Origin of the sequence: Chryseobacterium sp. sg2396, from assembly GCF_042610505.1 — a bacterium.
Taxonomy (GTDB): domain Bacteria; phylum Bacteroidota; class Bacteroidia; order Flavobacteriales; family Weeksellaceae; genus Chryseobacterium.
Map to the genome: position 1 here is coordinate 89,415 of NZ_JBHGAQ010000009.1, position 24,835 is coordinate 114,249.

General features: G+C 40.8%; 21 protein-coding genes. 9 read left to right on the forward strand and 12 right to left on the reverse strand.

Annotation, left to right across the window (positions count from 1 at the left end; genetic code table 11):
• Nucleotides 1–55 precede the first annotated feature (55 nt).
• The 8 genes from ACED20_RS11195 to ACED20_RS11230 form a co-directional block, all read right to left on the reverse strand.
• Nucleotides 56–925 carry a glycerophosphodiester phosphodiesterase family protein gene (locus tag ACED20_RS11195; protein WP_378104618.1) on the reverse strand — a complete coding sequence of 290 codons (870 nt, stop codon included), beginning with the start codon at nt 923–925 and terminating at the stop codon, nt 56–58.
• Nucleotides 915–1,844 carry a glycerophosphodiester phosphodiesterase family protein gene (locus ACED20_RS11200; RefSeq protein WP_378104621.1) on the reverse strand — a complete coding sequence of 310 codons (930 nt, stop codon included), beginning with the start codon at nt 1,842–1,844 and terminating at the stop codon, nt 915–917. Before ACED20_RS11200 ends, ACED20_RS11195 begins: the two co-directional genes overlap by 11 nt.
• A gap of 12 nt (nt 1,845–1,856) precedes the next feature.
• Nucleotides 1,857–3,260, reverse strand: coding sequence for a RagB/SusD family nutrient uptake outer membrane protein (locus tag ACED20_RS11205; protein ID WP_378104623.1), 1,404 nt, complete (start codon nt 3,258–3,260; stop codon nt 1,857–1,859).
• 13 nt (nt 3,261–3,273) lie between these two features.
• On the reverse strand, nt 3,274–6,492 hold the full coding sequence (locus tag ACED20_RS11210; protein ID WP_294234193.1) for a SusC/RagA family TonB-linked outer membrane protein: 3,219 nt from the start codon (nt 6,490–6,492) through the stop codon (nt 3,274–3,276).
• Between the two features lie 73 nt (nt 6,493–6,565).
• The gene (locus ACED20_RS11215; RefSeq protein WP_378104626.1) at nt 6,566–7,384 is read right to left on the reverse strand and encodes a FecR family protein; all 819 of its coding nucleotides are present in this window, start codon (nt 7,382–7,384) and stop codon (nt 6,566–6,568) included.
• Nucleotides 7,385–7,478: 94 nt separating this feature from the next.
• A complete protein-coding gene (locus tag ACED20_RS11220; RefSeq protein ID WP_378104628.1) occupies nt 7,479–7,967 on the reverse strand; it encodes an RNA polymerase sigma factor in 489 nt (162 codons plus the stop codon).
• A gap of 243 nt (nt 7,968–8,210) precedes the next feature.
• Complete coding sequence (locus ACED20_RS11225) at nt 8,211–8,402, reverse strand: DUF6496 domain-containing protein (RefSeq protein ID WP_294199738.1); 192 nt, start codon at nt 8,400–8,402, stop codon at nt 8,211–8,213.
• 12 nt (nt 8,403–8,414) lie between these two features.
• On the reverse strand, nt 8,415–8,888 hold the full coding sequence (locus ACED20_RS11230) for a hypothetical protein (protein WP_294199739.1): 474 nt from the start codon (nt 8,886–8,888) through the stop codon (nt 8,415–8,417).
• Between the two features lie 123 nt (nt 8,889–9,011).
• Between ACED20_RS11230 and ACED20_RS11235 the strand changes: the two genes are divergently transcribed.
• Complete coding sequence (locus ACED20_RS11235; protein WP_294236574.1) at nt 9,012–11,141, forward strand: S9 family peptidase; 2,130 nt, start codon at nt 9,012–9,014, stop codon at nt 11,139–11,141.
• A 55-nt stretch (nt 11,142–11,196) separates the two neighbouring features.
• On the opposite strand, the gene ACED20_RS11240 is transcribed toward ACED20_RS11235, so the two are convergent.
• Both ACED20_RS11240 and ACED20_RS11245 read right to left on the reverse strand, forming a co-directional pair.
• Nucleotides 11,197–11,496 (reverse strand): type II toxin-antitoxin system RelE/ParE family toxin, encoded by a 300-nt coding sequence (locus ACED20_RS11240; RefSeq protein WP_294199741.1) that lies wholly within the window; start codon nt 11,494–11,496, stop codon nt 11,197–11,199.
• Nucleotides 11,486–11,731, reverse strand: a complete 246-nt coding sequence (locus tag ACED20_RS11245; protein WP_294199742.1) for a hypothetical protein — start codon at nt 11,729–11,731, stop codon at nt 11,486–11,488. The genes ACED20_RS11240 and ACED20_RS11245 overlap by 11 nt, the downstream gene beginning before the upstream one ends.
• 82 nt (nt 11,732–11,813) lie before the next feature.
• Here ACED20_RS11245 and ACED20_RS11250 point away from each other — a divergent pair, with 82 nt between their 5' ends.
• The 6 genes from ACED20_RS11250 (at nt 11,814) to recG (ending at nt 20,190) form a co-directional block, all read left to right on the forward strand.
• Entirely contained in the window at nt 11,814–13,469 is a 1,656-nt protein-coding gene (locus ACED20_RS11250; protein WP_294226023.1) for a peptide MFS transporter, read from the forward strand.
• Between the two features lie 131 nt (nt 13,470–13,600).
• Nucleotides 13,601–15,355, forward strand: coding sequence for a peptide MFS transporter (locus ACED20_RS11255; protein ID WP_294332344.1), 1,755 nt, complete (start codon nt 13,601–13,603; stop codon nt 15,353–15,355).
• A 62-nt stretch (nt 15,356–15,417) separates the two neighbouring features.
• Complete coding sequence (locus tag ACED20_RS11260; RefSeq protein WP_294267448.1) at nt 15,418–15,951, forward strand: DUF1016 N-terminal domain-containing protein; 534 nt, start codon at nt 15,418–15,420, stop codon at nt 15,949–15,951.
• The gene (locus ACED20_RS11265; protein WP_294226015.1) at nt 15,948–17,459 is read left to right on the forward strand and encodes a peptide MFS transporter; all 1,512 of its coding nucleotides are present in this window, start codon (nt 15,948–15,950) and stop codon (nt 17,457–17,459) included. Before ACED20_RS11260 ends, ACED20_RS11265 begins: the two co-directional genes overlap by 4 nt.
• Before the next feature lie 39 nt (nt 17,460–17,498).
• Entirely contained in the window at nt 17,499–18,032 is a 534-nt protein-coding gene (locus ACED20_RS11270; RefSeq protein ID WP_294226013.1) for a thioredoxin fold domain-containing protein, read from the forward strand.
• Nucleotides 18,033–18,105: 73 nt separating this feature from the next.
• Nucleotides 18,106–20,190: an ATP-dependent DNA helicase RecG gene (gene recG, locus ACED20_RS11275; protein ID WP_378104636.1), complete on the forward strand. Its 2,085-nt coding sequence runs from the start codon at nt 18,106–18,108 to the stop codon at nt 20,188–20,190.
• Nucleotides 20,191–21,436: 1,246 nt separating this feature from the next.
• Here recG and ACED20_RS11280 read toward each other — a convergent pair.
• Nucleotides 21,437–21,949 (reverse strand): GNAT family N-acetyltransferase, encoded by a 513-nt coding sequence (locus ACED20_RS11280; RefSeq protein ID WP_378104638.1) that lies wholly within the window; start codon nt 21,947–21,949, stop codon nt 21,437–21,439.
• Between the two features lie 128 nt (nt 21,950–22,077).
• On the reverse strand, nt 22,078–22,950 hold the full coding sequence (dapA, locus tag ACED20_RS11285; protein ID WP_294226007.1) for a 4-hydroxy-tetrahydrodipicolinate synthase: 873 nt from the start codon (nt 22,948–22,950) through the stop codon (nt 22,078–22,080).
• A 165-nt stretch (nt 22,951–23,115) separates the two neighbouring features.
• Here dapA and ACED20_RS11290 point away from each other — a divergent pair, with 165 nt between their 5' ends.
• The gene (locus tag ACED20_RS11290; protein ID WP_294226005.1) at nt 23,116–23,883 is read left to right on the forward strand and encodes a 5'-nucleotidase C-terminal domain-containing protein; all 768 of its coding nucleotides are present in this window, start codon (nt 23,116–23,118) and stop codon (nt 23,881–23,883) included.
• Complete coding sequence (locus tag ACED20_RS11295; protein WP_294236558.1) at nt 23,883–24,833, forward strand: bifunctional UDP-sugar hydrolase/5'-nucleotidase; 951 nt, start codon at nt 23,883–23,885, stop codon at nt 24,831–24,833. The genes ACED20_RS11290 and ACED20_RS11295 overlap by 1 nt, the downstream gene beginning before the upstream one ends.
• Nucleotides 24,834–24,835: the final 2 nt, after the last annotated feature.

The window sequence follows — 24,835 nt, forward strand, 5'->3', positions numbered from 1 at the left end:
GCGGAGCCTTTGGCTCCGCCGATTCAGTTTTGAAAGTATAGAAAAAATAATAAAATCAGTAATAAAGATTCCTTTTTTTCAGGAATCCGATCAATTCTTTGGGACGGTCGGTCTGGATGATGTTGATATGGTTTTTGAGGAACCATTCATACGCATCGGGATTTTCAAGGACGAGGTCATCATTATGGCCCGCATTATGATGAGGCCAAAGCGCATTGACCCAGACTTTGCAGCCTTTTGCCCGCACTTTACTGAAATCGATCATATTTTCCTCAGTATTTCCAACGGTAAATTCAAAACCGTAGACTTTGTAATGATCAGTGTATTCATTGATCTTCTGCCATCCTTCTTTCACATTCAGCCTGATGATCGGCATGAAGTGGATGTCATTTTTGATCGTTCCGTATTTCCGGTCGAATTCCTTGTAGGTTTCAATACCTTTGAATAAAACCTGGTCCAGCATCTTCCGTTTTTTAAGCAAAGGATAAACAATACTGATGTAATCGAATCCTTTATCCAGATTGATAAGGATTTTGTTCTGTGTAATGTCCAGGATTTCTTCCAGGGTAGGCACTTTCATTTGTGTGGTGCTGCCGAGACCATCTTTCAAAAAGAATTTCCGGAGTTCGGCCAGGGTATAGTCACCCGGTTTTCCTGTTCCGGTGGTGGTACGGTCGATGGTTTTATCGTGCATCAGTACCAGAACGCTGTCTTTTGTGAGCGCCAGGTCCACTTCCACCATATCGATTCCTTTTTCAATGGCTTTTCTTACCGCCCAGGCAGAATTTTCAGGGGCCTCCCGCCAGTCGGCTCTGTGGGCGACCACCATTACTTTATCATCCGGGAAACGGGAAAGCGATACGGTCTTCTGTGCTGTAACGATTCCTGAGATGAAAATCAGCAGGCTTAAAAATTTAGTCTTCATATTTCCTGTTTTTAGATTTAAGATAGCGGATCAGAGCTTCCGGACGGTCAGTCTGAATAATGGCGGCTCCTTTTTTAAGAATCCATCCCCAGTTTTCTTCCGGTTTATCGATGGCAAGATCATCATCGTGTCCGGCGCATAATTCAGGCCACAGCGCGTTGATCCAGATCAGGGCATTCGTTTTTTTGATCAGGGCCAATAGCTGACCGGCCTTAGCAGTATCATCTTTAATAATGACTTCGTAAGCAACAGGTGCAAAAAGCTGATGGAAATCTTTTACATACTGCTCCGGATCCAGCACTTTATCACGCTTGTAAATGCTGTAATCTTCCGGCCAGACCATCGGCATATAGACCATCTGATCAAGTTTATTCCCCACTTCTTTTTTCAGTTCCTGAGCGCTTTTATTTCCTTTCAGAATGATCTGTTCGGTGGTCCCGGTTTTATCGGTCATTTCTTTCACCTCATCCAGGAAATTCCAGGACTTGTCGAGGTTCAGCATGATTCTTTTTCCTTTGATAAAGTGCAGTACTTCTTCCAGCGTCGGTACTTTTTCCCTTGTCAGCATATTGGCTCCGTTTTTAAGGAAGAGCTTCCTGATATCTTCCAGACTGGTTTCAGCGATTTCCCCTTTTCCGTTGGTCGTTCGGTCGAGTCTGGAATCATGCATTACAATCAGCTGGCCATCTTTGGTTTTATGGAGATCTATTTCCACGATATCTACTCCCATTTTAATAGCCCCTTCAATCGCTTTGATCGAATTTTCAGGGTAATTCCTCCAGTCTCCACGGTGTGCGGCAACCAGGATTTTACCTTCCGGAATTCTTTTTTTAAAATAATTAATCTGAGAAAATGCCCATGAAGAAGCGAACAGCAGGAACAACAGGACTGCCTTTTGAGCCGAAAATATATTTTTCATACTTCTTCTTTATTAATATCCGGGATTCTGTTTAATGGCCGGATCGGTATTGATCTGGTTCTGCGGCACCGGCATCAGAAGATTGTGCTGATCGATCGTAGCCGTGCTGTATCCGGGTGTTACGGCAAAATACTGGGTCATTACCTGAACGGCTTTTCCGGTTCTTACCAGGTCAAACCAACGATGGCCCTCTCCTATCAGCTCCAGCCTTCTTTCTTTATCGATCTCGGCAAGTAAGGCCTGCTGGGACGTAAGATTCACATTGGTAATGCCTGCCCTCGTTTTAATCTTATTTAAATAGAGGTTTGCATTCGTTAAATCATTGGTCTGTGCGTAACATTCTGCCATCATCAGGTAGACGTCTGCCAGGCGGATCACGACAACGTTGCTTCCTCCGTCATCCACCGCTGAAGAAGTTTTGACAAGTTTTTTGGTATAAGGAACTCCGTTATTGGTAAGCCCGATATAGGCATTTCTTCTTTTATCCGCAGAGCTGTATAAATTATAGACCTCTTTTGTCGGAAGGTTATGTCCCTTGGCACCCGACACAGTTCCGGAAGGACTGAATAGCTGGAAGGCATTGCTGCCCTCCGAATTTCCGTTGAGACCGGAAGCGAACTGAACATCAAAAATAATTTCAGCGTTGTTTTTGTTGGTAACGTCAAAGATCTTGGTGACATCAGACAGAAGGCTGTATCCTAAACCGTCGATTTGCGAAAGGTATGGTAATGCCTCACTGAATTTATTCCTGGTCATCAGTACCCTTCCCAATATGCCCAAGGCAGCGCCTTTGGTTGCCCTTCCTTTCTGGGCAGCCGTTGCCGGCAACAGGGTAATGGCTTCTTTAAGTTCTCCCTCCACGAAATTATATACTTCATTCGCAGGGGTACGGCTTTGCCCGAAATACGAATTCACATCCGTCGTTTCCTGAGTGACCAGCGGGACATCCCCAAAGATCCTGACCAGATTAAAGTACATCAAAGCTCTGAGGAGCTTCATTTCCCCGATACGGGTTTTCTTGGTACCTTCGGACATATCGGTAATGCTTCCGATCCGGTTGAGAATAATATTCGCCTGCTGAATACCGACGTAATTATCTTTCCATGCATTTTCTATAAGGCTATTGGTGGGCTGTATGGTAAAGAAATCGAACTCTCCATAGGTGAAGTTATCATTGGCCGGTACTTCGTCAAATGTATTATCGGAAGGAATTTCACCAATGGTAAGCAATCCCTGTTTGTATTGCCCGGTATACTGAAGCGATCCGTACACGCCGTTAACGCCCTGTTCGATCTGTGAAGCATCCTTGTAAAAGTTTGACGTTACCTTATCTGCTTCAGGCAAAGTATTAAGAAGATCTGAAGAACATGATCCCAATAAAGATAATATACTTAGAGTACAAATAATTTTTTTCATGATAATCATTAAATTAAAATTTTAAATTCATTCCGAATGAATAGATGCGCGCTACAGGATAATACGCAAAGTCATAGCCTTGCGTAAGCTGGTTTTCCGTAGTGGCATCAAGGTTCTGGCCCCTGTATGAGCTTATCGTAAGAAGATTATTTCCCATAAAATATACCTGGGCAGCTTTGATTTTTAATGCCGAAACAAGGCTTTGTGGAAAATTATAGGTAAGCTTTAAAGATCTCAGCCTCATATAATCTCCGTTTGCATAGAAAATGTTTGAAGTCCGGGCTTCTTTCCGGTTATTAGAAAAGTTCATGTTCGGCATGGCATAAATACCGTCAGGATTGGTATCGGGATTATACCGGTGATCAAAATAATACTGGCTGGCCATGGCAAATCCTTCTCCGGATTCTGTAAAGGTTACGGCATTTCCATTATAAATTTTCTTCCCAAGTTCGCTGTACAGCGTGAAATCCAACTCAAAATTACCATACCGGAAATGATTGTTGAATCCTAAAATATACTTCGGCATTCCGGAACCGAAACTTTTTTTATCATTGGAATCGATCTTTCCGTCTCCGTTGAGATCCTCCATAATATAATCGCCTACCAGTGTTCCTGTAATATGAGGTGTATTATTGATCTGATCCTGCGACTTGTAAACGCCGATGATGTTGTAACCGTACATTTCACTGATGGAACCTCCTACCTTCGTTACTGCATAATTATTAGAGCCTGTCACGATCTGATCCTGTCCGTTAGCCAGCGCCAGGACTTTATTTTTATTCGAGGATAAGCTCAGGCTTCCGGAATAATCAAAATCATCTCCTAATGCCAGAGATCTTGTAGAAAGCTGAATTTCCAGCCCATTGTTTCTTACCCTCCCGATATTCTGCAGGGAAGTGCTGTAACCCGACTGCTGAGGTACGGGAACATCAAGCAAAAGGCCGTCCCGGTCCAGGATGTAATAGTCTGCGGAAACATTGAGCAAATGCCTGAACAGTGAGAAATCAATCCCGAAATTGCTGGATTTTGATTTTTCCCAGGAAATATTGGGGTTGGGAGCCGTGGAAGAACGGTATCCCGGTGCCAGTTCTCCTCCGAAAACATAGTTATTAGGTGACATCAGAGACAATGCCCCGAAATTAGGAATCTGGTTATTTCCGGTAACCCCTAAACTGTAACGCAGTTTCACAGGATCAATCAGGCTGTTTTCCGGGAAGAATTTTTCTTTGCTGATGGTCCATCCTGCAGACAATGCGTAAAATCCGCCCCATTTACCGCCTCCGATACCGAAACGTGAAGAACCGTCTTTACGATAGGAAGCCATCAGGTTGTAACGACTGTCATAAGTGTAATTCAGCCTCGTAAAATATGAAATCTGGGTCCATTTATACTGTGAGACCGTATTTTTAAATGAAGTTCCCCCGGCAATATTGGTAATGCTGTTATCCGGAAATCCGGTAGCTTCTGTTACCACCCCATTGCTTTCTTCCTGCTGGTAAGACTGTCCGGCTATTGCACTGATGCTGTGACTGCCGATTTTTTTATCGAATGTAAACAGGTTCTCGATCAGATAATTTTTCTTGATATAATCTTTACGGCTGGCTTTGGTAACATCCGGAGCTGCCGTACGGTAGGCGCCTAATGTGGAAGGGTCGAAGAAATTATATTCATAGTTGGTGTAATCTCCTCCTACTGTAAATTTATATTTCAGGCTTTTCAGGATATCAACTTCCGAATATGCGGTACCGAAAGTTCTGAAAAGGGTATATTTCCTTTTTGTCATTTCGGCTGTCGCTACGGGATTTTCCACCAAGGCTCCGTCCGTCGGGGTATTTGCCCTGATCTGCTGGGAAATATTGAGGTTTCCGTTTTCATCATAAGGCGCAAAGAAAGGATACATCCCGGTAGCCGCCTGAATCAGGTTATAATTGAATCCTCCTCCCGACATATCCAGTGTATTTCCCTGGGAAAACGAAGGTGAAAGGGATACGCCGAGTTTCAGCCTGCTATTAAGCTGGGTATTGAGATTGATATTGCTTGAATATTTTTCGTAATCGGTTCCTATCACAAGACCCTGCTGGTTGAAGTAGGTTCCCGTAAAGGCATATTTCGTTTTGTCCGTCCCTCCGAAAACATTTAAGGAAGTCTGGCTGATGGGAGCCGGCTTCAGAACCGTATTCAGCCAGTCCGTATTGGTAAGGCCGGGCTGTTTTTCCAGATAAGGCTTTAAATAATCCGGGATCAGCTCCCGCAGAGACGCGCCTTTGCTTTTTCTGGTGGCATTATCGTCCGATATGCTTCTGCCGGCTCCTTTGGACATATAATTGTTATCCCTGGCTTCTTTCAGGTAAGTCGCCATATCGTAAGCATCTACAAATTTGAATTGATCATCGCTTCTGGTCTGTATCCCGTAATAAGAATCCAGGGATACTTCCATTTTCCCGTTTCTTCCCTGTTTTGTTTCGATCAGAATAACGCCGTTTGCCCCTCTGGATCCATAGATGGCTGCCGAAGCGGCATCTTTAAGGATGTCTATTTTGGCAATGGCATTAGGATCGATAGAATTGATGTTGCTTCCTTCGGAAAGTGGAAATCCGTCCACCACAATTAAAGGGTCGGACCCTGAGGTAAGCGTACCGATTCCCCTGACCCGGATCGAAGGCGAAGATCCCGGACTGGCATTGGCCTGTGTAATCTGGATTCCCGTCGCTTTACCTGCGATGATGTCCCCGAAATTACTAGATGCAATACCTTTCATCTGTTTTTCATCGATGGACGAAATAGAGCCTGAAATATCTTTACGGTTCTGCTTTCCGTAGCCCACCATCACGACCTCATCAATATTTTTTTCTTTGGGAGAAATGGTATCGCGTTTCATGGCAATTGGGTTGGTTAAAGCTTTTTTTTCAGCAGAAGCCATCGCCACCTTTTTTACCGTTACGGTATTATTCCGGATCATAAAATCGATGGAATAGTTTCTTTTGAGGTAGCCGAGCGCTTCCTGCAGAGAACCGTAGTTCAGTTTACGATCATCCACCAGGATATCCCCAAGGTCCGAAGCCGAATAAAAGAAATGCATGTTGGTGGTTCTTCCCAGTTTTTCAAATACCTTCGTCAGCGGTACTTTCGCGGAATAAACAGATTGCTGAAGGTGTGCCGGGGCGGATGCGTATGCCGTTTCCGACAGGCATAAAAAGCCCAGTACCGCAATGCTGATTGCCGTTTTTTTCATAGATTTGTAGAAAATTAGTTTGTTAGAGTCTTACTAGTTTGCTGCATCGATAACGCCAATTATCGGTGCCTTTTTATTTTAAAATAATGTGTTGATCGTTACTGTTCACTGCTTTCAGATTAAAAGGATAGCTTACAATGGCAATAACTTCCTTCAGGTTTCCTGTAAATGAACCCTGTATCTTCTGTTTCCGGTATTGATCCGGATATTGTATCTGTACATGATAGGTCTCTTCAAGAAGGCGGATGACTTCTTCATAATCCTGACCGTCAAACGCAAAGGTTTTTACTTTGGACGGGCTGTAATAATGATGTTCCATTCCGGAAATATCGTTTACCCAGGTTTCGCCCGGAAGCAGATATGTGATTTTCCCTTTTTGTTCGATCTTTACCTTCCCTTCTTTCAGGGCTACGCTTTTATCGGCCGATTGCTGATCCAGTAAAAACTGAGTTCCCAACACCTGAACTTTAAATCCATGCGCATCTATGCGGAAAGGTCTCGCTTTATCTTTGCCAATGCTGAAAAAAGCTTTTCCTTCAAATTCAACCGGCCTTTCGTTTTTCCCGAAGCGATTCGGGTCCATCACAAGCTTACTGTACGGCTGCATGGTAACGGTACTTCCGTCGGCAAGCCGGTAGGTTTTTGTTTCATTTCCGGTTTTCAGCACCAGCATATCTGCTTTGTTTTTACGATAGCTTAAAGTGGTTTGATAAAAAAAGGCTAACCCCAGCAATGGAATAAGAACAGCTGCGGCCCAGTATATATTTTGCCCGCGTCTCGCCCGGCCTTGGGTTGCCCGTTCTATGTTGTGCCACAGCCTGCGGTCGGTTTCATTGTCTATCCTGCGGTCTGCTTTTTTTACCTCGTTCCAATCTTTCTCAAATTGATTCATAAGCGGTCTCTCTGAAAGTAATTACGCAGGAATAAAAAAATGTCCACCTGAGAAAAGTGGATTTAACGATTTGTTCATACAAGTTAACAGATATTTAAAACAGATGAAGGTTGGTACGGAGGTATGCCAGGGCTTTATTGATGCGTTTTTCAACGGCAGTTTTAGAGAGGTTGTTTTCTTCCGCGATCTTCAGGTAGCTGATGTTTTCCACTTTGTTGCGAAGGAGGAATTCTTTATTTTGGGGAGGGAGTTCCTCCAGCAGACGTTCGATTTTAGTAAGATTTTCGTCTTTCCAGATGGTGTCCGGCTCTTCTCCGTTTTCTTCCAGTCCGGCAATAATTTCGGGATCCGAAGCAAAAATCATTTTGTTCTTCCGGTAAAAATTGGCGATTTCCTGTTTGGCAGTACGGAAAATAATAGATTCGGGAAATTCAGCGTTTTGAAGCTGCCGGTTGTGCTTCCAAAGGTGGACAAAGATTTCCTGAACCACATCTTCAATATCTTCCTGCCCGGAAATATATTTTCTGACGAAGAAGTACACCTGGTGCTTATATTCTGAATATATCTTTTTAAAATGCCCCATACAATCCTGAAATAAGTAACAATCAGTCTTGCTATTTTTCCGCAAATATATTCAAAACTGCAGCGTTTCCTATTAAATGTATATTAAATTTAAATTGAACCCGAAGGGAGAAGACACGTAAAAGACTGAAAGAGGGAAACCGGATGCTGGAAGTTTCTTTTGTAAATATATGGCCAGCCGGAAATTAATTCTTGTACTAAATAAAAAAGCTGCTTTACGAATAAAACAGCCTGATCATCATTGTTAATTTTTCTTCTTTTTTTCTTTAGGCACTTTTAAGCCCTCTTCTCTCGCCTCAGAAATACCTATGGCTACGGCCTGCTTTCTGCTTGTTACTTTTTCTCCGGAAGAAGATTTCAACTTTCCCTCCTTGAACTCCTTCATAACTTTTCCTACTTTGTCCTGAGCTTTTTCTGAATATTTGGTCTTGCTCATGATATTATTATTTTAAGATTTGGGCATAGAAACACCGATTTCATAAACGTGTGCCTGCTTCAGGTATTTTGAACGTTCCCTGGAAGTTACCGATTCAAAATGACCGTTTTTAATCACAACGATCGGATCTTCCGTATTTTCGATCTCAAAATTGGCCAGGTAACGCTCATCCGGCGGTGACTGCAGCTGCTTGGCTTTTATTTTCTGAAGCTCATCAGCATATTCTCTGAAAGCAGGGTCCGACGAATGGATAAACTTATATTCGTCTCCTGCATCTACAAAATAATGTAGCTTTTTTTCTAATAATCCTCCTTCTGTGGTAATGGCAGGATTATCGTTTCCGTCTCTGAATCCGACTTCTACCAATTTCCCGCCTTTCTTTTCGGCAAACCCTTCAGCATCCTCACAGCTGGAAAATCCGGTGTATATAATCTGATCTTCTAATTCGTATCGGTTCAGTTCCTGATCGTATGCATTCTTTTCCATAATTATTATTTGATTATTTTAATGTTTTTAAATATATTCAATTTTTCTGCCAAAGAACTTGTCACAAAATGCTTTTTTAAGACACTTATAAAATTATTATATTTGAATTCTTTAAAATTAGAAATGAAAAAATTCTTAATAACATTTACCATTGCGGCTGCATTCCAAAGCATGTCCGCTCAGGAAATCACTTTAGACAAAATATATTCAGGATATTACCGCGGAAAAGGTATCGCCGGGATCACTTCAATGAAAAATGGAGAAAACTACCTGGTGATCGAACAGGGCGGCATCGCCAAATATTCCTACAAGACTTCACAGAAAGAAGGAAATATCGTAGATGGGCAGTTTGAAAGCTATGAATTTTCAGATGATGAATCCAAAATCCTTCTACTGAAAGAAAGTCAGCCTATTTACAGACATTCTTTTTTAGGTAAGTTTGAAGTAAAAGACCTTAAATCCGGAAAGGTAACGAGCCTGAATAACGGGAATACCGTACAGGAGCCGAGATTTTCCCCTGATGCGACAAAGGTTGCTTTTATTTCGGACAATAATTTATTCTACCAGGATCTGAACACCGGAAAAATTACGCAGATCACCACAGACGGGAAGAAAAATTCCATTCTGAACGGTCTGGCAGATTGGGTATATGAAGAAGAATTCGGACACGCCAGACAATATGAATGGACCAAAAATTCGGATGCGCTGGTTTTCGTGAAATCCGATGAAAGCCAGGTTCCGGAAATTTACATTCCGATCTACGGTAAAACGCTGTATCCTACGGAAATGCGTTATAAATACCCTAAAGCCGGAGAAAACAACTCTGTGGTTTCCGCACAATTATACCGTCTTGACAATGGAAAAACCACGGCTCTGAGTCTCCAGTCATTTAAAAACTATTACATAGCCAATGTTTTTCAGACTGCCAAGCCTGATGAAATCGTCCTGATTACTTCGGAAAGGATTCAAAATGCTTCGGACGTGTTAAAAGTAAATACCAAAACCGGAGCGGTACAGAAATTATTTACTGAAACCGATGAGAAATGGATCGACACCGATAGTCCTACACTGGAATTCCTGGAAGATGATTCTTTCCTTTGGGCTTCCGAAAGAGACGGGAACCGCCATTTGTACTGGTATGATAAAGATGGTAAGCTGAAAAAGCAGGTAACCAAAGGTAATTGGGAAGTAACCGATTACTATGGGTTCAATCCGAAATCAAAAGAAATTTACGTTCAGACCACTGAAAAAGGAAGCATCAACAAAGTGGTTTCCAAAGTAAATATTGAAAACGGAAAATCCCAGCTGATTTCCAATGCAGAAGGAAACAACTCCGCCAATTTCAGCAAAAATTATAATTACTTCATTGAAACCTCTTCCACCGCTGCAAAACCGTATACTTTCGTATTGAAAGACGGAAACGGAAAAGTAGTAAAAGAGCTTCAGAACAACGAGGCGCAGCTTCAGAAACTTAAAGCTGACAGCTTTGTGGAAAAAGAATTCATTACCATTCCAAACGCTGTCGGAGACCAGATGAACGCATGGATCATCAAACCTAAAAATTTTGATAAAAACAAAAAATATCCGCTGTTCATGTTCCAGTATTCAGGACCGGGTTCCCAGCAGGTTTCCAATTCGTGGGACAACGGAAACGGGATCTGGTTTGAAATGCTGGCCCAAAAAGGCTATGTGGTAGCCTGTGTGGACGGCCGCGGAACAGGGTATAAAGGCGCTAAATTCAAAAAAGTGACTTATATGGATTTAGGGAAGTATGAAATTGAAGATCAGATTACCGCTGCCAAATGGTTCGGAAATCAGCCGTATATCGATAAAACCAGGATCGGGATGTTCGGATGGAGCTTCGGAGGGTATATGACCAGTCTTGCGATGACAAAAGGTGCCGATGTCTTTAAAATGGGAATCGCCGTAGCACCGGTGACCAACTGGAGATATTACGACTCGGTATACACGGAAAGATTCATGAGAACGCCGCAGGAAAACCCGGACGGTTACGATAAAAATTCCCCTACCGAATACGCAAAATTACTGAAAGGGAAATTCCTGCTGATCCACGGAACCGCTGACGACAACGTCCATTTCCAGAATTCCATGGAGTTTTCCGAAGCTTTGATCCAGAATAAAAAGCAGTTTGATTTCATGGCCTACCCGGATAAGAACCATGGCATCTATGGTGGACAAACCAGACCTCAACTTTATCAGAAAATGACGGATTTCATTCTGGAGAATCTGTAATTTCAGATAAATTTAATCATAAATAAAAACCAGGATTTCAGAGAAATTCTGGTTTTTATTTTCTGCTCCATTGTTCAGGATTTCTGGAAGTATGAAAGACTGAATATATTTCAATGCAGTTTTGTTTTTCATCATAAATGAAATGAATCCCATAAGGAAATTTTTTTAGGAAAAGTATTCTTTGACGGTCATATCTAATTTCGAAAATCAGGGGATTTTCTTTAATAAAATTAATTTTTGATTGAAATTCCTGCTTAAACTTATTCCATAGCTTTTTATCAATATTCTTATACCAGTCGTGTATTTCTTTTAAATCACTTTTTACAAAATGGCTATAAATTAATTTAGCCTTCATTTTCCAAATCTTTTAAATAATCATTCATTTCAGATTCGGAAACAAAACTCAGAGGATTATTACGGGCATATTCTGCTCTTTTTCTCACCTCTTCTTTTTGCCATTCGGGAATTTCATTTGAATTTGCTCTTCGGTGTTTGTCTTTCAGAAAATCTATAAAATCATTTACCTCACTGTAAAAACTTTCAGGCAGTGATTCAAGATTTGCTTTTATTTCATTAATTGTAACTTCCATTTTTCATCTTTTTACCCAAAGTTAATAAAATTCAATTATTCTTTTTAAAATTCTATATTTGTGAAATTTGAAATTTGAACCTATGAAGACTAAACATCCTAAGGGATTGCCTTTCCTCTTCTTTACGGAAATGTGGGAACGTTTCGGGTATTATCTGATTCTCGGAATTTTTGTGTTGTACGTCATTGAACCTACCGGCGCAAAAGGCGGTCTCGGGCTTCCGGATAAGACCGCAGACGATATTTTCGGAACTTATATTGCCCTTACTTATTTAACGCCTTTCATCGGAGGTTTTCTTGCGGACCGGGTGCTGGGATATATCAAATCCATTTACATCGGAGGTATCCTGATGGCTGCCGGATATATCGGAATGGGGGTATTTAAAGATCTGACGCTATTTTATTCTTCCCTGGCGCTGATTATCATTGGTAACGGTTTCTTCAAGCCTACCATTTCTACGCTGTTGGGAAATCTGTATTCGGAGGAACCTTACAAAGCCAATAAAGATTCCGGATATAATATTTTCTACATGGGAATCAATATCGGAGCCTTTATCTGTAATATTATCGCGGCCTTTATGCGGAATAAATTCGGCTGGGGCGAAGCGTTTATCACCGCCGGAGTCGGGATGCTGGTAGGCCTTGTTATTTTTACCATCGGCAGAAAACATTATATCCACGCGGCAACAATGAAGCCTGTACAGGAAGGCGATACCAAACTTTCCGAAATTATGCTTAAAGTTTTCGTACCTGCCATTGTTGCAGGGGTTATCGGTTGGTTAATTCCGGGGAACATTTTTGGCAGCGACAGTACCGATGCTTTTATCTTTGCGTGTATTCCGGTGATCTACTTTTACGCTTCATTGTATTTCAAAGCAAAGCAGGAGGAAAAATCATCCATTGGAGCACTCTTATCGGTTTTTATGATCAGTATGTTTTTCTGGGCGGTATTTAAGCAGAACGGAACCGCTTTAACGCGATGGGCGAATTATTACACCGACCGCAGTGTTCCCGCTTCTATGGAAAAACCGTTGGAAAGCATTTATATGGTGGACGGGAAAAGCTATGAAGACAAGGAAGTCCCGGTTTATGACGATCAGTTTCAATCCAAAAAAGATAAAGACGGAAAAGCAGTTAAGGTACAAGGCAAGGATGTTTATTTCAAAAATATATCACCTGAGCAGCGTGCTGAGCTGGAAAGCAATCCTGCTAAAAAAGTATACCTGTACAACACCGAATTGTTTCAGTCGATCAATCCGTTTTGGGTAATCGCCTTAACCCCGATGATTGTCGGTTTCTGGGCATTGTTGAGAAGAAAAGGAAAAGAACCTCTGACACCGACGAAAATCGTGTTGGGATTATTTATTTCAGCATTATCATGTATGGTCATGGTATTGGCTGTCTGGACCGGTGACAACGGCGCCGTAAAGGTTTCGCCGTGGTGGCTGGTAGCAGGCTACGGAGTGATTACCGTCGGAGAACTATGCCTTTCGCCGATGGGACTGTCTTTTGTTTCTAAGCTTTCTCCTGCGAGAATTACAGCTCTAATGATGGGCGGATTCTTTCTGGCCAATTCCGTTGGAAACAAGCTTTCCGGAATCCTGGCGAGCACCTGGTATAATTATGACAATAAAATGAACTACTTCCTGGTGAATTTCGCTCTATTGATCTTTGCTACTCTTCTGGGACTTTCCATGCTGAAAAGGCTGAATCGAATTATGAAAGAAAAAGGGCATTAATCGCAATTCTATATAACAAATCAAGCTGCAGAAACCCTCTGCAGCTTTTTTATTGAATTATAAAATTAAAACCTTGCCGAAAACACAAAAAAAACTATATTTGTCAGTCTTAACAAAAATTAACAATAGAAATGGATAATATTGATGCATTAAGTCCGAAACAGGATGAATTTGTAGAGAATAAAGGTTCCAAACATCCAAAAGGATTATGGGTGCTTTTCGGAACCGAAATGTGGGAGCGTTTCAATTTTTACGGGATGAGAGCCCTTCTGACGCTCTTCATGGTAAATTCCCTATTAATCAAAGAAGCGGATGCTGCAATCATCTACGGCGGATTCTTGGCTTTATGTTATCTTACACCGCTTTTGGGAGGTTTCATTGCCGACAAATATATCGGTAACAGAAATGCTATCCTGATCGGAGGATCTTTAATGGCCATCGGTCAGTTTCTGCTTTTCATCAGTGCTTCAACATTTTCAGGAAGCCTGGACAGCGCAAAAACATTCATGTGGCTGGCTTTATTCATCATCATTTTCGGTAACGGATTCTTTAAGCCGAATATTTCTTCGATGGTGGGAAGCCTATATCCGAAGCAGGAAAAATCCAAGCTGGATTCTGCATTTACCATCTTCTACATGGGAATCAATATCGGGGCGTTCCTGGGTCAGTTCATCTGTCCTTACGTAGGTGACGTAAAAGATGCGACTACCGGAGTACGTGATATTTTTGCTTTCAAATGGGGATTCCTGGCCGCTTCGATCGCCATGGTTATCGGTACCATTACCTTCTTTATTCTTAAAAACAAATATGTAGTTACTCCCGAAGGAAGACCGATCGGAGGATTACCGAAAAATAATACCAGCGCAGATTTTGAAGAAGGAGAAACCCAGACGGCTAAGTTCTCAGGAGCAGCTTTGGGAATCACCGGAGTACTGTTTGTGATTTTATTCTTTGTTTTCCGATACCTTCTTGTTGGAGAATTCGGATTTAAAGCGGTAGAAATGGGACAGCTGATCAAAGGAATTATCTATCCTTTTATTTATGCAGCCGGTATTTCTTTGGCATTCCTGATCATGAGTTCTGCTGAAAATAAAGTGGAAAGACAGAGAATCTGGGTAATCTACATCGTATCCTTTTTTATTATTTTCTTCTGGGCGGCTTTTGAGCAGGCAGGTTCTTCATTAACCTTTATTGCAGATAACCAAACCGACAGAAATATCCTTGGCTGGAATATGCCGCCTTCCATGGTACAGATCTTCAACGGGATCTTTGTTGTTGCTTTGGCTGTTCCTTTCAGCTTGCTTTGGGATAAATTGAGAGCCAAAGGAAAAGAACCGGTTTCGCCGATGAAACAGGCTATGGGTCTTGCCCTGATCGCTTTAAGCTACTTCATCATTGCCCATAACGTAAAAGATCTTGGCAACTCAGGCTTATTGGCCATCAAATGGTTAATGTTATTATACTTCATCCAGACTTGTGGTGAACTTTGTCTTTCGCCGATCGGTTTATCGCTCGTAGGTAAACTGGCTCCGAAAAGATTCGCTTCATTATTATACGGGGTATTCTTTATTTCCAATGCGGCAGGATATGCTTTGGCGGGTTCGTTAGGAGCATTAATTCCTGCTACAGGAGACAAATTCTCTAAAGCACAGGAAATCGGCGTAAACCTTCAGGATGTTCTAGATAAAAAAGTAACCTTGAATCCTGAACAGGTAGCAGCTTTTGAAAAAGCGCAATTGCCTTTGGAAAATCCGACTTTCGTAGGATTTGAAATCCACAACTTATTTGAATTCTTTATGGTATTCGTTGTTCTTTGCGGTATTGCTGCGGTAATTCTGGCTTTAATTTCACCGATTCTGAAGAAGATGATGCACGGTGTCAACTAATTTGCATTAAAATAAAATATACTGTAAACCTCTGCCAAGTCAGAGGTTTTTTTTATTTTCGTATGATGGAAATTTCTGAAGACCTTTTATTTCAGTCGGTAAAAGAGATTATTATACAGTCGCGCGAAAAGATATTCCGTGTGGCCAATTCTACTCTGCTGCTTACTTATTGGCAGATCGGGAAACTGATTGTTGAGGATGAACAGAAAGTAAAAGAACGTGCGGAATACGGAAAATATACCCTGAGAAACCTATCAAGAAAGCTGACGCTGGAATTCGGAAAAGGGTTTGATGAAAGTAACCTGAGAAACATGAGGGCCTTTTATCAGGTATTTCCGATAGGTGACGCATTGCGTCACGAATTGAGCTGGACACACTACAGACTCCTGATTAGACTAGGCAGTCAGGATAAAAGTCAATTATTACATCAACGAATCCATCCAGAACCACTGAAGCTCGGAAAATTTAATTCAGTAAGCAAATCATTGAACCTATATAAAATTTTAAAGCGCTTATCAATCAGGACCGCATCCGCTTCGAACCGGATCAGGATGACCATCCAACTTTTAATTAAAAACTCCATCATACCATTATGAATTTAACTTTAGACGAAATACAGGATTTTAAAGGGAAATACCCAAAGCAGATCTGGAGCCTTTTCTTTTCTGAAATGTGGGAGCGCTTCTGTTTCTACGGCATGAGGGGAATGCTGGTTTTCTTTATGATCTCCCAGCTTAATTTCCACGAAAGCGAAGCCAATCTGCAATACGGGGCTACCCAGGCTTTTGTGTATGCCTTTACCTTTATCGGCGGCTTGTTTGCCGATAAGATTTTAGGATTCAGGAAATCCCTGTTCTGGGGCGGGCTTCTCATGATTGTAGGAAGTGCGATTTTAGCAACAGATCCCCACCAATTTTTCTTCTTAGGCATTGCTTTTACTGTCGTGGGTACAGGTTTCTTCAAGCCGAATATCTCCTCAATGGTCGGCCAGCTTTATAAGCCGAATGACTCAAGGGCAGATGCGGGTTTTTCACTTTTTTATGCCGGAATCAATCTCGGAGCGTTACTGGGAGGCTATTTATGTATTGCCATCGGAAAAGGTGAAATTTTAGACCATCTGATTCCTGAATCTTTGCGGTGGAATGTTGCCTTTGGTCTGGCTGCCATTGTAATGGTAATAAGTTTAATCAATTTTGTTTTTACCCAAAAAAGAATGGGACCGATCGGCCTTCAGCCCGGACATCCTGAAAACGAAACAAAATCGGCTCCAATTCCGAAATGGATTGAATACGGTGTTTATGCATTATCATTAATTTTTGTACCCATCATCATGGTCATGGTAGCAAAAACGGAGTACACCGATTATTTCATGTGGACCGTTGGGCCTTTGACGCTGATCTATTTATTTTATGAAATGACCAAAGTGACGCCTTCAGAACGCAAAAAGCTTTGGGCAGCATTGGTTTTCATCCTGTTCTCGATTCTGTTTTGGGGAATTTATGAGCAGAGCGGAGGTTCGTTAAGCATTTTTGCCGCTAAAAATTTAAATAAAGATTTACTGGGATTAGATCCAAACGGGGTAAATAATTCCGGAGGAGCATTTTTCATTATTTTCCTTGCACCGCTGATCGGATTGTTATGGATCTGGATGAATAAAAAGAAAATCGAACCGAATACGATCATCAAATTCGGATTAGGATTTATCTTCCTTGGGTTGGGATATTATATTTTATTTGCGACAAAATTCTTTGCCAACCTGCAGGGAATTACTTCGCTGAACTTCTTCACAATCGCATTGCTCGTAATTACTTTGGGTGAACTCTGCCTCTCTCCTATCGGCTTATCGATCATGACGAAGCTTTCCACCAAAAATCTTCAGGGAATGATGATGGGAATGTGGTTCCTGGCGTCAGCATATGGGCAGTACGTAGCGGGAATTATCGGTGCAGGACTTGCCACAGCAAAAGAAGGTTCCACAAACTATGATGCTCTGATTACCTATACCGATGGATATAAACAACTGGGATTATATGCCGTGATAGCCGGAGTTGTTTTAATTATCATTTCCCCTCTTGTAAAAAAATTGATGCAGGATGTGAAATAGATCTTAGTAAATGCTTACTTTTACTTAAAATACCAAATCATGAAAAAGGTAATAAGCATACTCTGCCTGTTTTTGATGACGCTCAGCTTTGCGCAGGTAAAGTGGATGACCATAGAAGAGGCTCTTAAAGCACAGAAAGAAAATCCCAAAAAGATACTGATCGATTTTTATGCAGACTGGTGCGGCCCATGCAAGATCATGGATAAAAAAACCTACGGTCATCAGGTGATTGCCGATATTTTAAATGAAAACTATTATGCGGTAAAATTCAATGCGGAAGAAAAGAAGACCGTTGAGATCTTCGGCAGAAAGTTTTCCAATGAAAATAAGGAACACAAAAAAGGGAGGAATTCTATGCACGAATTTACCCAGTATATGAATGTCGGAGCCGTTCCGAGTACGGTTTTTCTGGATGAGAAAGGAGGTCCGATCACCATTTTGCAGGGAGAATTATCCGCCAAGGAATTAGAACCTTACCTGGAATTTATCTCAAAGGATCTTTTCAAGAAAATCCGTTCGAGAGAGCAATGGGAAGATTACCAGAAAAAATTTAAATCGAAAATAAAAGATTAATCCACACAAAGACTTTCAGGCCCGAAAGTCTTTTCTAATTTCTAATTTTTCCCGAAATTCGTGGTTCTTTAAAATGACGTTAGAAACTTCCATAGAATACGTAAAAGGGATCGGCCCCGAAAAAGCCAAGCTCATCAAAAGTGTCTTGGGGATTTCCACCGTGGAAGATCTTCTGAACTTTTTCCCCATCCGGTATCTGGATAAAAGCAAGGTGCATAAGATCGGCGAACTCACAGACCTGGCAACCGATGTGCAGCTGAAAGGAAGAATTACCAATATTCAGGAAATACAGACCGGAAAAATTAAAAGACTTTCCGCCAAATTCAATGATGATACCGGTTCTATGGATCTCGTGTGGTTTCAGTACTCAAAATGGCTGAAAGAGCAGCTTCCGGTGAATAAAGAAGTTTTTATTTTCGGGAAGATCAATGTTTTCAACCATCAGTTTTCCATGCCGCATCCGGAGATTGAAATAGAGGAGAAAAAAGATACTGAAAAAAGATTGAGGCCCATTTATCCAAGCTCTGAAAAATTAACCAAGAGAGGACTGAACCAAAGATTCTTTCAGGTGGTTATAAAAAATGTATGCAGGGAAATTCCGAATCTGATCTATGAGAATTTTCCGGATTACCTCATGAAGGCATTCAAATTCTTATCGAGGCAGCACACCTATCTCAACATCCATTTTCCGAAGGACATGGAGCATTTTGAGAAAGCCAATTACCGGTTAAAGTTTGAAGAATCTTTCTTTTTCCAGCTGGGATTCGGTCTGAAGAAGCTGCACCATAAAACGCACACCGCAGGAAATCCATTCCCGGTGATCGGGGATTATTTCAATGATTTTTATGAACATCATCTTCCGTTTGAACTGACCGGTGCCCAGAAAAGAGTGTTGAAGGAAATCCGCATGGATATGAAACGACCGATCCAGATGAACCGGCTGTTACAGGGAGACGTAGGCTCGGGAAAGACTATGGTTGCCCTTCTAACCATGCTTATCGCCAAAGACAACGGTTTCCAGAGTTGCATTATGGCACCGACGGAAATCCTTGCCCAGCAGCATTATAACGGGATTAAAGAACTTTTAGAAAATACGGAAGTCAGTGTCCGGCTTTTAACAGGTTCCAGCAAAAAATCTGAACGCAATATCATCCATGAAGAACTGGAAAACGGGGAACTTTCGATTCTGGTGGGAACCCATGCCATTTTGGAGGATAAAGTCAAATTTAAAAATTTAGGACTTGCCATTATCGATGAGCAACACCGTTTCGGAGTGGCACAACGGGCAAAGCTCTGGGCTAAAAATAAAATTCCGCCCCATATCCTCGTGATGACTGCCACTCCTATTCCACGGACGCTGGCCATGAGCTTTTACTCCGATCTCGATGTTTCCGTTATTGACGAGCTGCCTGTAGGGAGAAAGCCGATCATTACTGCGCACCGAAGGGAGAAAGACCGGGCTTGTGTATACAATTTCTGCCGTGAGGAGATTCAGAAGGGTCGGCAGATCTATTTTGTATATCCTCTGATTGAGGAATCCGAAACCCTGGATTACAGAAACCTGATGGAGGGAATGGAAAACATCATGGATAATTTTTCAAAGTACAATGTGACGATGCTTCACGGGAAAATGAAACCGGATGAAAAGGATGCGGCGATGACATATTTCGCTTCCGGCAACGCCCAGATCATGGTGGCAACTACCGTAATCGAAGTCGGGGTAAATGTCCCGAATGCTTCAGTAATGGTGATTGAAAGTTCGGAAAGATTTGGTCTCTCACAGCTTCATCAGCTGCGGGGGCGCGTAGGCCGAGGCGCAGAGCAGAGCTACTGCATCCTGATGACTTCCGATAAATTATCCAAAGACAGCAGAACCCGCATCAAGACCATGGTGGAAAGCACCGACGGCTTTAAAATTTCTGAGGTCGATATGCAGCTCCGCGGCCCGGGAGATATCCTGGGAACCCAGCAGAGCGGTATCGTTGATTTCAAAAAACTGGATCTGGTCAACGATTCGGCTATTATCAGGGCAACTAAAAATACCGTAGAAAAAATCCTGGAAGCCGATCCTCTGCTCGCAAGACCTGATAACCAAATCATTAAAAATTATTACCTGAGAAACTATAAAGGCAAAAACAAGTGGAGTAAAATTTCATAAAAAAACCGCACAAAGATCTGATCTCTATGCGGTTCCCCTTATAAAACTGTTATTTGAAGAAATTACTTTACTTTGATGATAATTACTTTAACATTCTGTGATTTGCTGTGAAAATATTTATTTTTATGCGAATGGTTTCAGCTTTAAAAAAAACAAAATGAATTACGTTCCAACTTTTATTATAAAAACTAACTGATATTTCGTCGAAAGGTAATAATGAAACGAATCTGCCTTCCGACTCCATTTAAGTTTTCATGATTGTACCGTTTTGTTTAAAGATCTTCTGCGCTTTTTAATTGGAAATTTTATAATTCATTTTGTTTAAACTAACATTGTGATTTCTATAAGCAGTTTCGCATGCGAAACAAATTTCTTACGGTTTATGATCTTCGGACCCCAAAATATATAAATAGTCCTGGCGTCCTCAGACCAATTATCACCATTAAGTGAATAGTATAGCACAAAGATAATATAATAATTTTAACTGCAAAATAATTCATTCTATTTTTTTCACACTATAATGATAAAATCATTGATATTCATTTTCCGAATCAGAGTTTTCAGTTATCAGTAGTTAACCCTATGAGTTCATTTCATCATATATAAATAGTTATCAATTATTTACAATACAAACATCAGAATTGATTTTTAAAATTCCTTTTCGATATTTCTGAATCCTATGTAATAGATACTTTAAATTATTCAGTTCCTACTACTTATTCAGCCGTACTTTTCAAATACAGTCTGCTATTGAAAGAAAATACAGAAAACTGAATTGAAGAGCCTGTTTAAATTTACCTTTATATTTTAACATTAAGAATTTAAGGCATTTTAGCTTAAAAAATCAATATGTCGGTTACCCTGTAATATTCAATTAAATCAATTGAAATCATCGTACTAAAGTGAAGAATAAACAAAGTTTATTTAATTCAGAAAATTAAGAGAAATGACGGAAAGTTTGCTGAATTAAAATTTAAACATGCTCTAAGTGCTTATTAAAAAAAACGCTCGGATCTTTAAAGGTATGTATGAAATTTGTGCTTGATCCATTTAAGCTACTAAAAAAATTCCTGCATTGGAAAATACAGGAATTTAAACACTAAGGATGAAAAAAATATACTGATAAAAAGCTGAAATAGCTTAGCACCAAGCATATGAATGTATTATTGTACGTGATTTGGTTTAGCAAAGATATAAAATTTATAAATCACTTTTAATAGAATTATAAATTATTTTTAAAAAATTTTTATTCTGCCTGTTTTTCAATATGAAATTCCATCAGATAATCGTCCATTACAAAACCGTTACCAATATCAAAAACCCCCTCATCATAAATACTGAAGCCCTGTGATTTATAGAAGCTTCCGGCCGGATTGTATTTATTGACATTCAGAATAATCCTACGGTCCCCATATGCTGATACTTTTTCTTTTAAGAATGTAATGGCGTACTTCCCTACTCCTTTTCCTTTACTTTCCGGAACCAGGTAAATCCGGTGAAGTTTTGTTGTTTTTTCTTCATATCCGTTCTCGTATCCGATAAAGCCGTCATAAGAATCACTGCTTTCATTTTTAATTAAGTAATAATGGTAGTGGGGTTGTTGTAGGTGTGCTGCAATTTCTTCTGCAGAATACATGGTGGAGAGCATATATTCCATCTGTTCGCCGGAAAGTATTTCGGCATATGCATTTTCCCAGGATCTTCTCGCAAGGTCCTGGATTAAGGGAATGTCTTTTTCTGTGGCTTTAATCAGTTTCATAATTTCCAAATGAGTTTAATTAAAAAGGTGAAAAGCATTGAACCTTTCACCTTAATCTATTTATTGTAACCTTATAAAAAGGTACTTGAAAATTCACAATTCATGGCAAAGCAAATTGCGTATTCACTTTAAATGTTTGCCATCTCGGCTTTTATTTTAGCATAAAGTTTTTCTGATGCAGGAACCAACGGCAGTCTCAGGTAATTCTTAACGATTCCTTTCTCCGTTAAAACTGCCTTGACTCCACACGGGTTTCCTTCTGCGAAGATCAGTCTTGTAATTTCTACCAGCTTATTGTGGATTTCGTAAGCTTCCTTCATCTTCCCGTCAAAAGCCAGCTGCACCATAGTTGAGAACTCTTTCGGATAAGCCTGGCCGATTACGGAAATCACACCGTTTCCTCCTGCCAGTGTAACCGGAAGCGTATATTCATCATCACCAGAAACGAGATTGAAACCTTCCGGTTTTTTTCTTAAAATATCGAAATACTGAAGAATATTCGGAGCGGCTTCTTTAATCAGGAATAAATTCGGAAATTCTTTGGCCAGACGCAAAGTCGTTTCTGCCTCAATATTCTGCCCCGTTCTTGACGGAACATTGTATATAATGATATTCTTACCGGTGGAAGCCAATGCCTTATAATGCTGATAAAGGCCTTCCTGATTAGGTTTATTGTAATACGGAGATACGGATAATACCGCTTCGAACTCAGATAAGTCTGCCTCTTCGATCTGTTTCTTTACTTCCAGAGTATTATTCCCGCCGATTCCCAACACCAGGGGAACGCGTTTATTATTAACCTTAATGATGTGCTCAATTACCTGTTTCTTCTCCTCTGCAGAAAGCGTTGCCGCCTCGGCTGTAGTTCCCAGCACCACTAAATAATTGGTTCCGTTCTCGATGTTGTAGTCCACCAATTTCGTCAGACTCTCAAAATCAACGGATAAATCTTCATTAAAGGGTGTTACCAATGCAACACCTACTCCTTTTAAAATGCTCATCTGTTAGAATATATTTTTGCCAAATTTAATAATTTACGATAAGAATTTCTAATAATTACTAATGTTTTATTATACATATAATTATATTTGCATATACTAAGAGACAGGATAAACCCCGCTCCGAAAAATACCAGCGGCGGAACCTGTAACGATAATTTGCTGTATATGAAAAATAAATTCTTGTTATTAGGAATTGCCCTGGCTGCACTTTCAGGTTGTAAGACGGCTCCACCGGCCTCTTCCATGCACCTCGGAAAAGTGGAGATCCGGAAAAATATTTCTATTAATAATGAGCTGAAAAATGATGAGGAGTTTGTAAAAACCATCGCACCCTATAAGCAGAAGCTGGATAAGGAGATGGGCCAGAAGATCTCGCACACCCATGTGGATCTTACCAAACAGGGCAACAACAGCAATCTCGGTAATCTTTTGGCAGACTACACCTTCGACGGAGCGAATGAATGGGCAAAAAAAAACCTGCAGAGAAATATAGATGCGGCGCTCATCAATATCGGCGGAATCCGCACGACGATCGGCAAAGGTGATATTTTACTGAAAAGCGTCTTTGAAGTAATGCCCTTTGAAAATGAGATTATCATTGTAAAAATGAAAGGAACGGATCTGCAAGGGTTGTTTAATTATTATGCAGAACGCCAAGTAAACAATCCGGTATCTCATTTATACATCGAAACCACCAACGGACAACTCACCAGGACGCTAATCAACGGAAAAACAGTGAATCCTGATCAGGATTATTACATTGCAACCTCCGATTACCTGGCACTTGGCGGTGACAACATGAAATTTTTCTCCAAAGGGGAAATGATTCCGACAGGACTTAAATTAAGGGATCTTTTTATTGATTATTTCAAAAAAAATCCTGAAGTCGTACCTCCGACAGACGTACGTTTAAATTTTACCGGTAAGAAATAATGGACAGAAAAAGTTTTTTAAAAGCAATAAGCGGCGGAACCCTGGCCATGGCTCTGGCTCCGAATATGATGATGGCGGAAGAATTGAAGATCCTTGATCTGAAATCTGCAAATAAACTGACTATCCTTCATACCAACGACCAACACAGCAGGATCGAACCTTTCGATGCCAGCTATACCAGGAACCCCAACCAGGGAGGTTTTGCCAGAAGAGCAAGCCTGATCCAGCAGATCAGAAGTCAGGAACCGAATCTTTTACTTCTCGACTCAGGAGATATTTTCCAAGGAACCCCCTATTTCAATTTTTTCGGAGGCGAACTGGAATTTAAACTGATGTCCATGATGAAGTACGATGCTTCCACCATGGGAAATCATGATTTCGACAATGGCCTGAACGGATTTTTAAAGGTATTGCCTAATGCACAGTTCCCTTTTATCTGCTCCAACTACGATTTTAAAAATACGGTGCTGGATGGCAAAACGATACCATATAAAATTTTCAATAAAAACGGAATCAAAGTAGGAATTTTCGGTGTCGGCATCAAATTGGACGGGCTGGTAGGCAAAAAGCAATACGGTGAAACCGTATACTCGGATCCTGTAGAGGTGGCACAGCATTATTCCGGTTTCCTTAAAAATGATCAGAAATGTGATCTTGTGATCTGCCTTTCGCACATCGGCTATGAGTATGAAGACGAACCCGATAAACTCAATGATAAGATTCTGGCTGCCAAGACAGAAAATATAGATCTTATTCTGGGAGGGCACACCCATACCTTTTTACCGGAACCACAGACGTTTACTAACAGAGCAGGGAAAAACGTGCTGGTAAATCAGGTAGGATGGGCAGGACTTTTATTAGGCAGGCTCGATTTCTTTTTCGATTCAGATAAAAACGTAAAACATATTTCCTGGAACAATCAGGTAATAGACAGCAGCATAATAGCATAAGC

Excerpts from the sequence above, each read along its gene's own strand:
- ACED20_RS11195 (WP_378104618.1), bottom strand. The coding sequence starts at position 925 with ATGAAGACTAAATTTTTAAGCCTGCTGATTTTCATCTCAGGAATCGTT.
- ACED20_RS11200 (WP_378104621.1), bottom strand. The coding sequence starts at position 1,844 with ATGAAAAATATATTTTCGGCTCAAAAGGCAGTCCTGTTGTTCCTGCTG.
- ACED20_RS11205 (WP_378104623.1), bottom strand. The coding sequence starts at position 3,260 with ATGAAAAAAATTATTTGTACTCTAAGTATATTATCTTTATTGGGATCA.
- ACED20_RS11210 (WP_294234193.1), bottom strand. The coding sequence starts at position 6,492 with ATGAAAAAAACGGCAATCAGCATTGCGGTACTGGGCTTTTTATGCCTG.
- ACED20_RS11215 (WP_378104626.1), bottom strand. The coding sequence starts at position 7,384 with ATGAATCAATTTGAGAAAGATTGGAACGAGGTAAAAAAAGCAGACCGC.
- ACED20_RS11220 (WP_378104628.1), bottom strand. The coding sequence starts at position 7,967 with ATGGGGCATTTTAAAAAGATATATTCAGAATATAAGCACCAGGTGTAC.
- ACED20_RS11225 (WP_294199738.1), bottom strand. The coding sequence starts at position 8,402 with ATGAGCAAGACCAAATATTCAGAAAAAGCTCAGGACAAAGTAGGAAAA.
- ACED20_RS11230 (WP_294199739.1), bottom strand. The coding sequence starts at position 8,888 with ATGGAAAAGAATGCATACGATCAGGAACTGAACCGATACGAATTAGAA.
- ACED20_RS11235 (WP_294236574.1), top strand. The coding sequence starts at position 9,012 with ATGAAAAAATTCTTAATAACATTTACCATTGCGGCTGCATTCCAAAGC.
- ACED20_RS11240 (WP_294199741.1), bottom strand. The coding sequence starts at position 11,496 with ATGAAGGCTAAATTAATTTATAGCCATTTTGTAAAAAGTGATTTAAAA.
- ACED20_RS11245 (WP_294199742.1), bottom strand. The coding sequence starts at position 11,731 with ATGGAAGTTACAATTAATGAAATAAAAGCAAATCTTGAATCACTGCCT.
- ACED20_RS11250 (WP_294226023.1), top strand. The coding sequence starts at position 11,814 with ATGAAGACTAAACATCCTAAGGGATTGCCTTTCCTCTTCTTTACGGAA.
- ACED20_RS11255 (WP_294332344.1), top strand. The coding sequence starts at position 13,601 with ATGGATAATATTGATGCATTAAGTCCGAAACAGGATGAATTTGTAGAG.
- ACED20_RS11260 (WP_294267448.1), top strand. The coding sequence starts at position 15,418 with ATGATGGAAATTTCTGAAGACCTTTTATTTCAGTCGGTAAAAGAGATT.
- ACED20_RS11265 (WP_294226015.1), top strand. The coding sequence starts at position 15,948 with ATGAATTTAACTTTAGACGAAATACAGGATTTTAAAGGGAAATACCCA.
- ACED20_RS11270 (WP_294226013.1), top strand. The coding sequence starts at position 17,499 with ATGAAAAAGGTAATAAGCATACTCTGCCTGTTTTTGATGACGCTCAGC.
- recG (WP_378104636.1), top strand. The coding sequence starts at position 18,106 with ATGACGTTAGAAACTTCCATAGAATACGTAAAAGGGATCGGCCCCGAA.
- ACED20_RS11280 (WP_378104638.1), bottom strand. The coding sequence starts at position 21,949 with ATGAAACTGATTAAAGCCACAGAAAAAGACATTCCCTTAATCCAGGAC.
- dapA (WP_294226007.1), bottom strand. The coding sequence starts at position 22,950 with ATGAGCATTTTAAAAGGAGTAGGTGTTGCATTGGTAACACCCTTTAAT.
- ACED20_RS11290 (WP_294226005.1), top strand. The coding sequence starts at position 23,116 with ATGAAAAATAAATTCTTGTTATTAGGAATTGCCCTGGCTGCACTTTCA.
- ACED20_RS11295 (WP_294236558.1), top strand. The coding sequence starts at position 23,883 with ATGGACAGAAAAAGTTTTTTAAAAGCAATAAGCGGCGGAACCCTGGCC.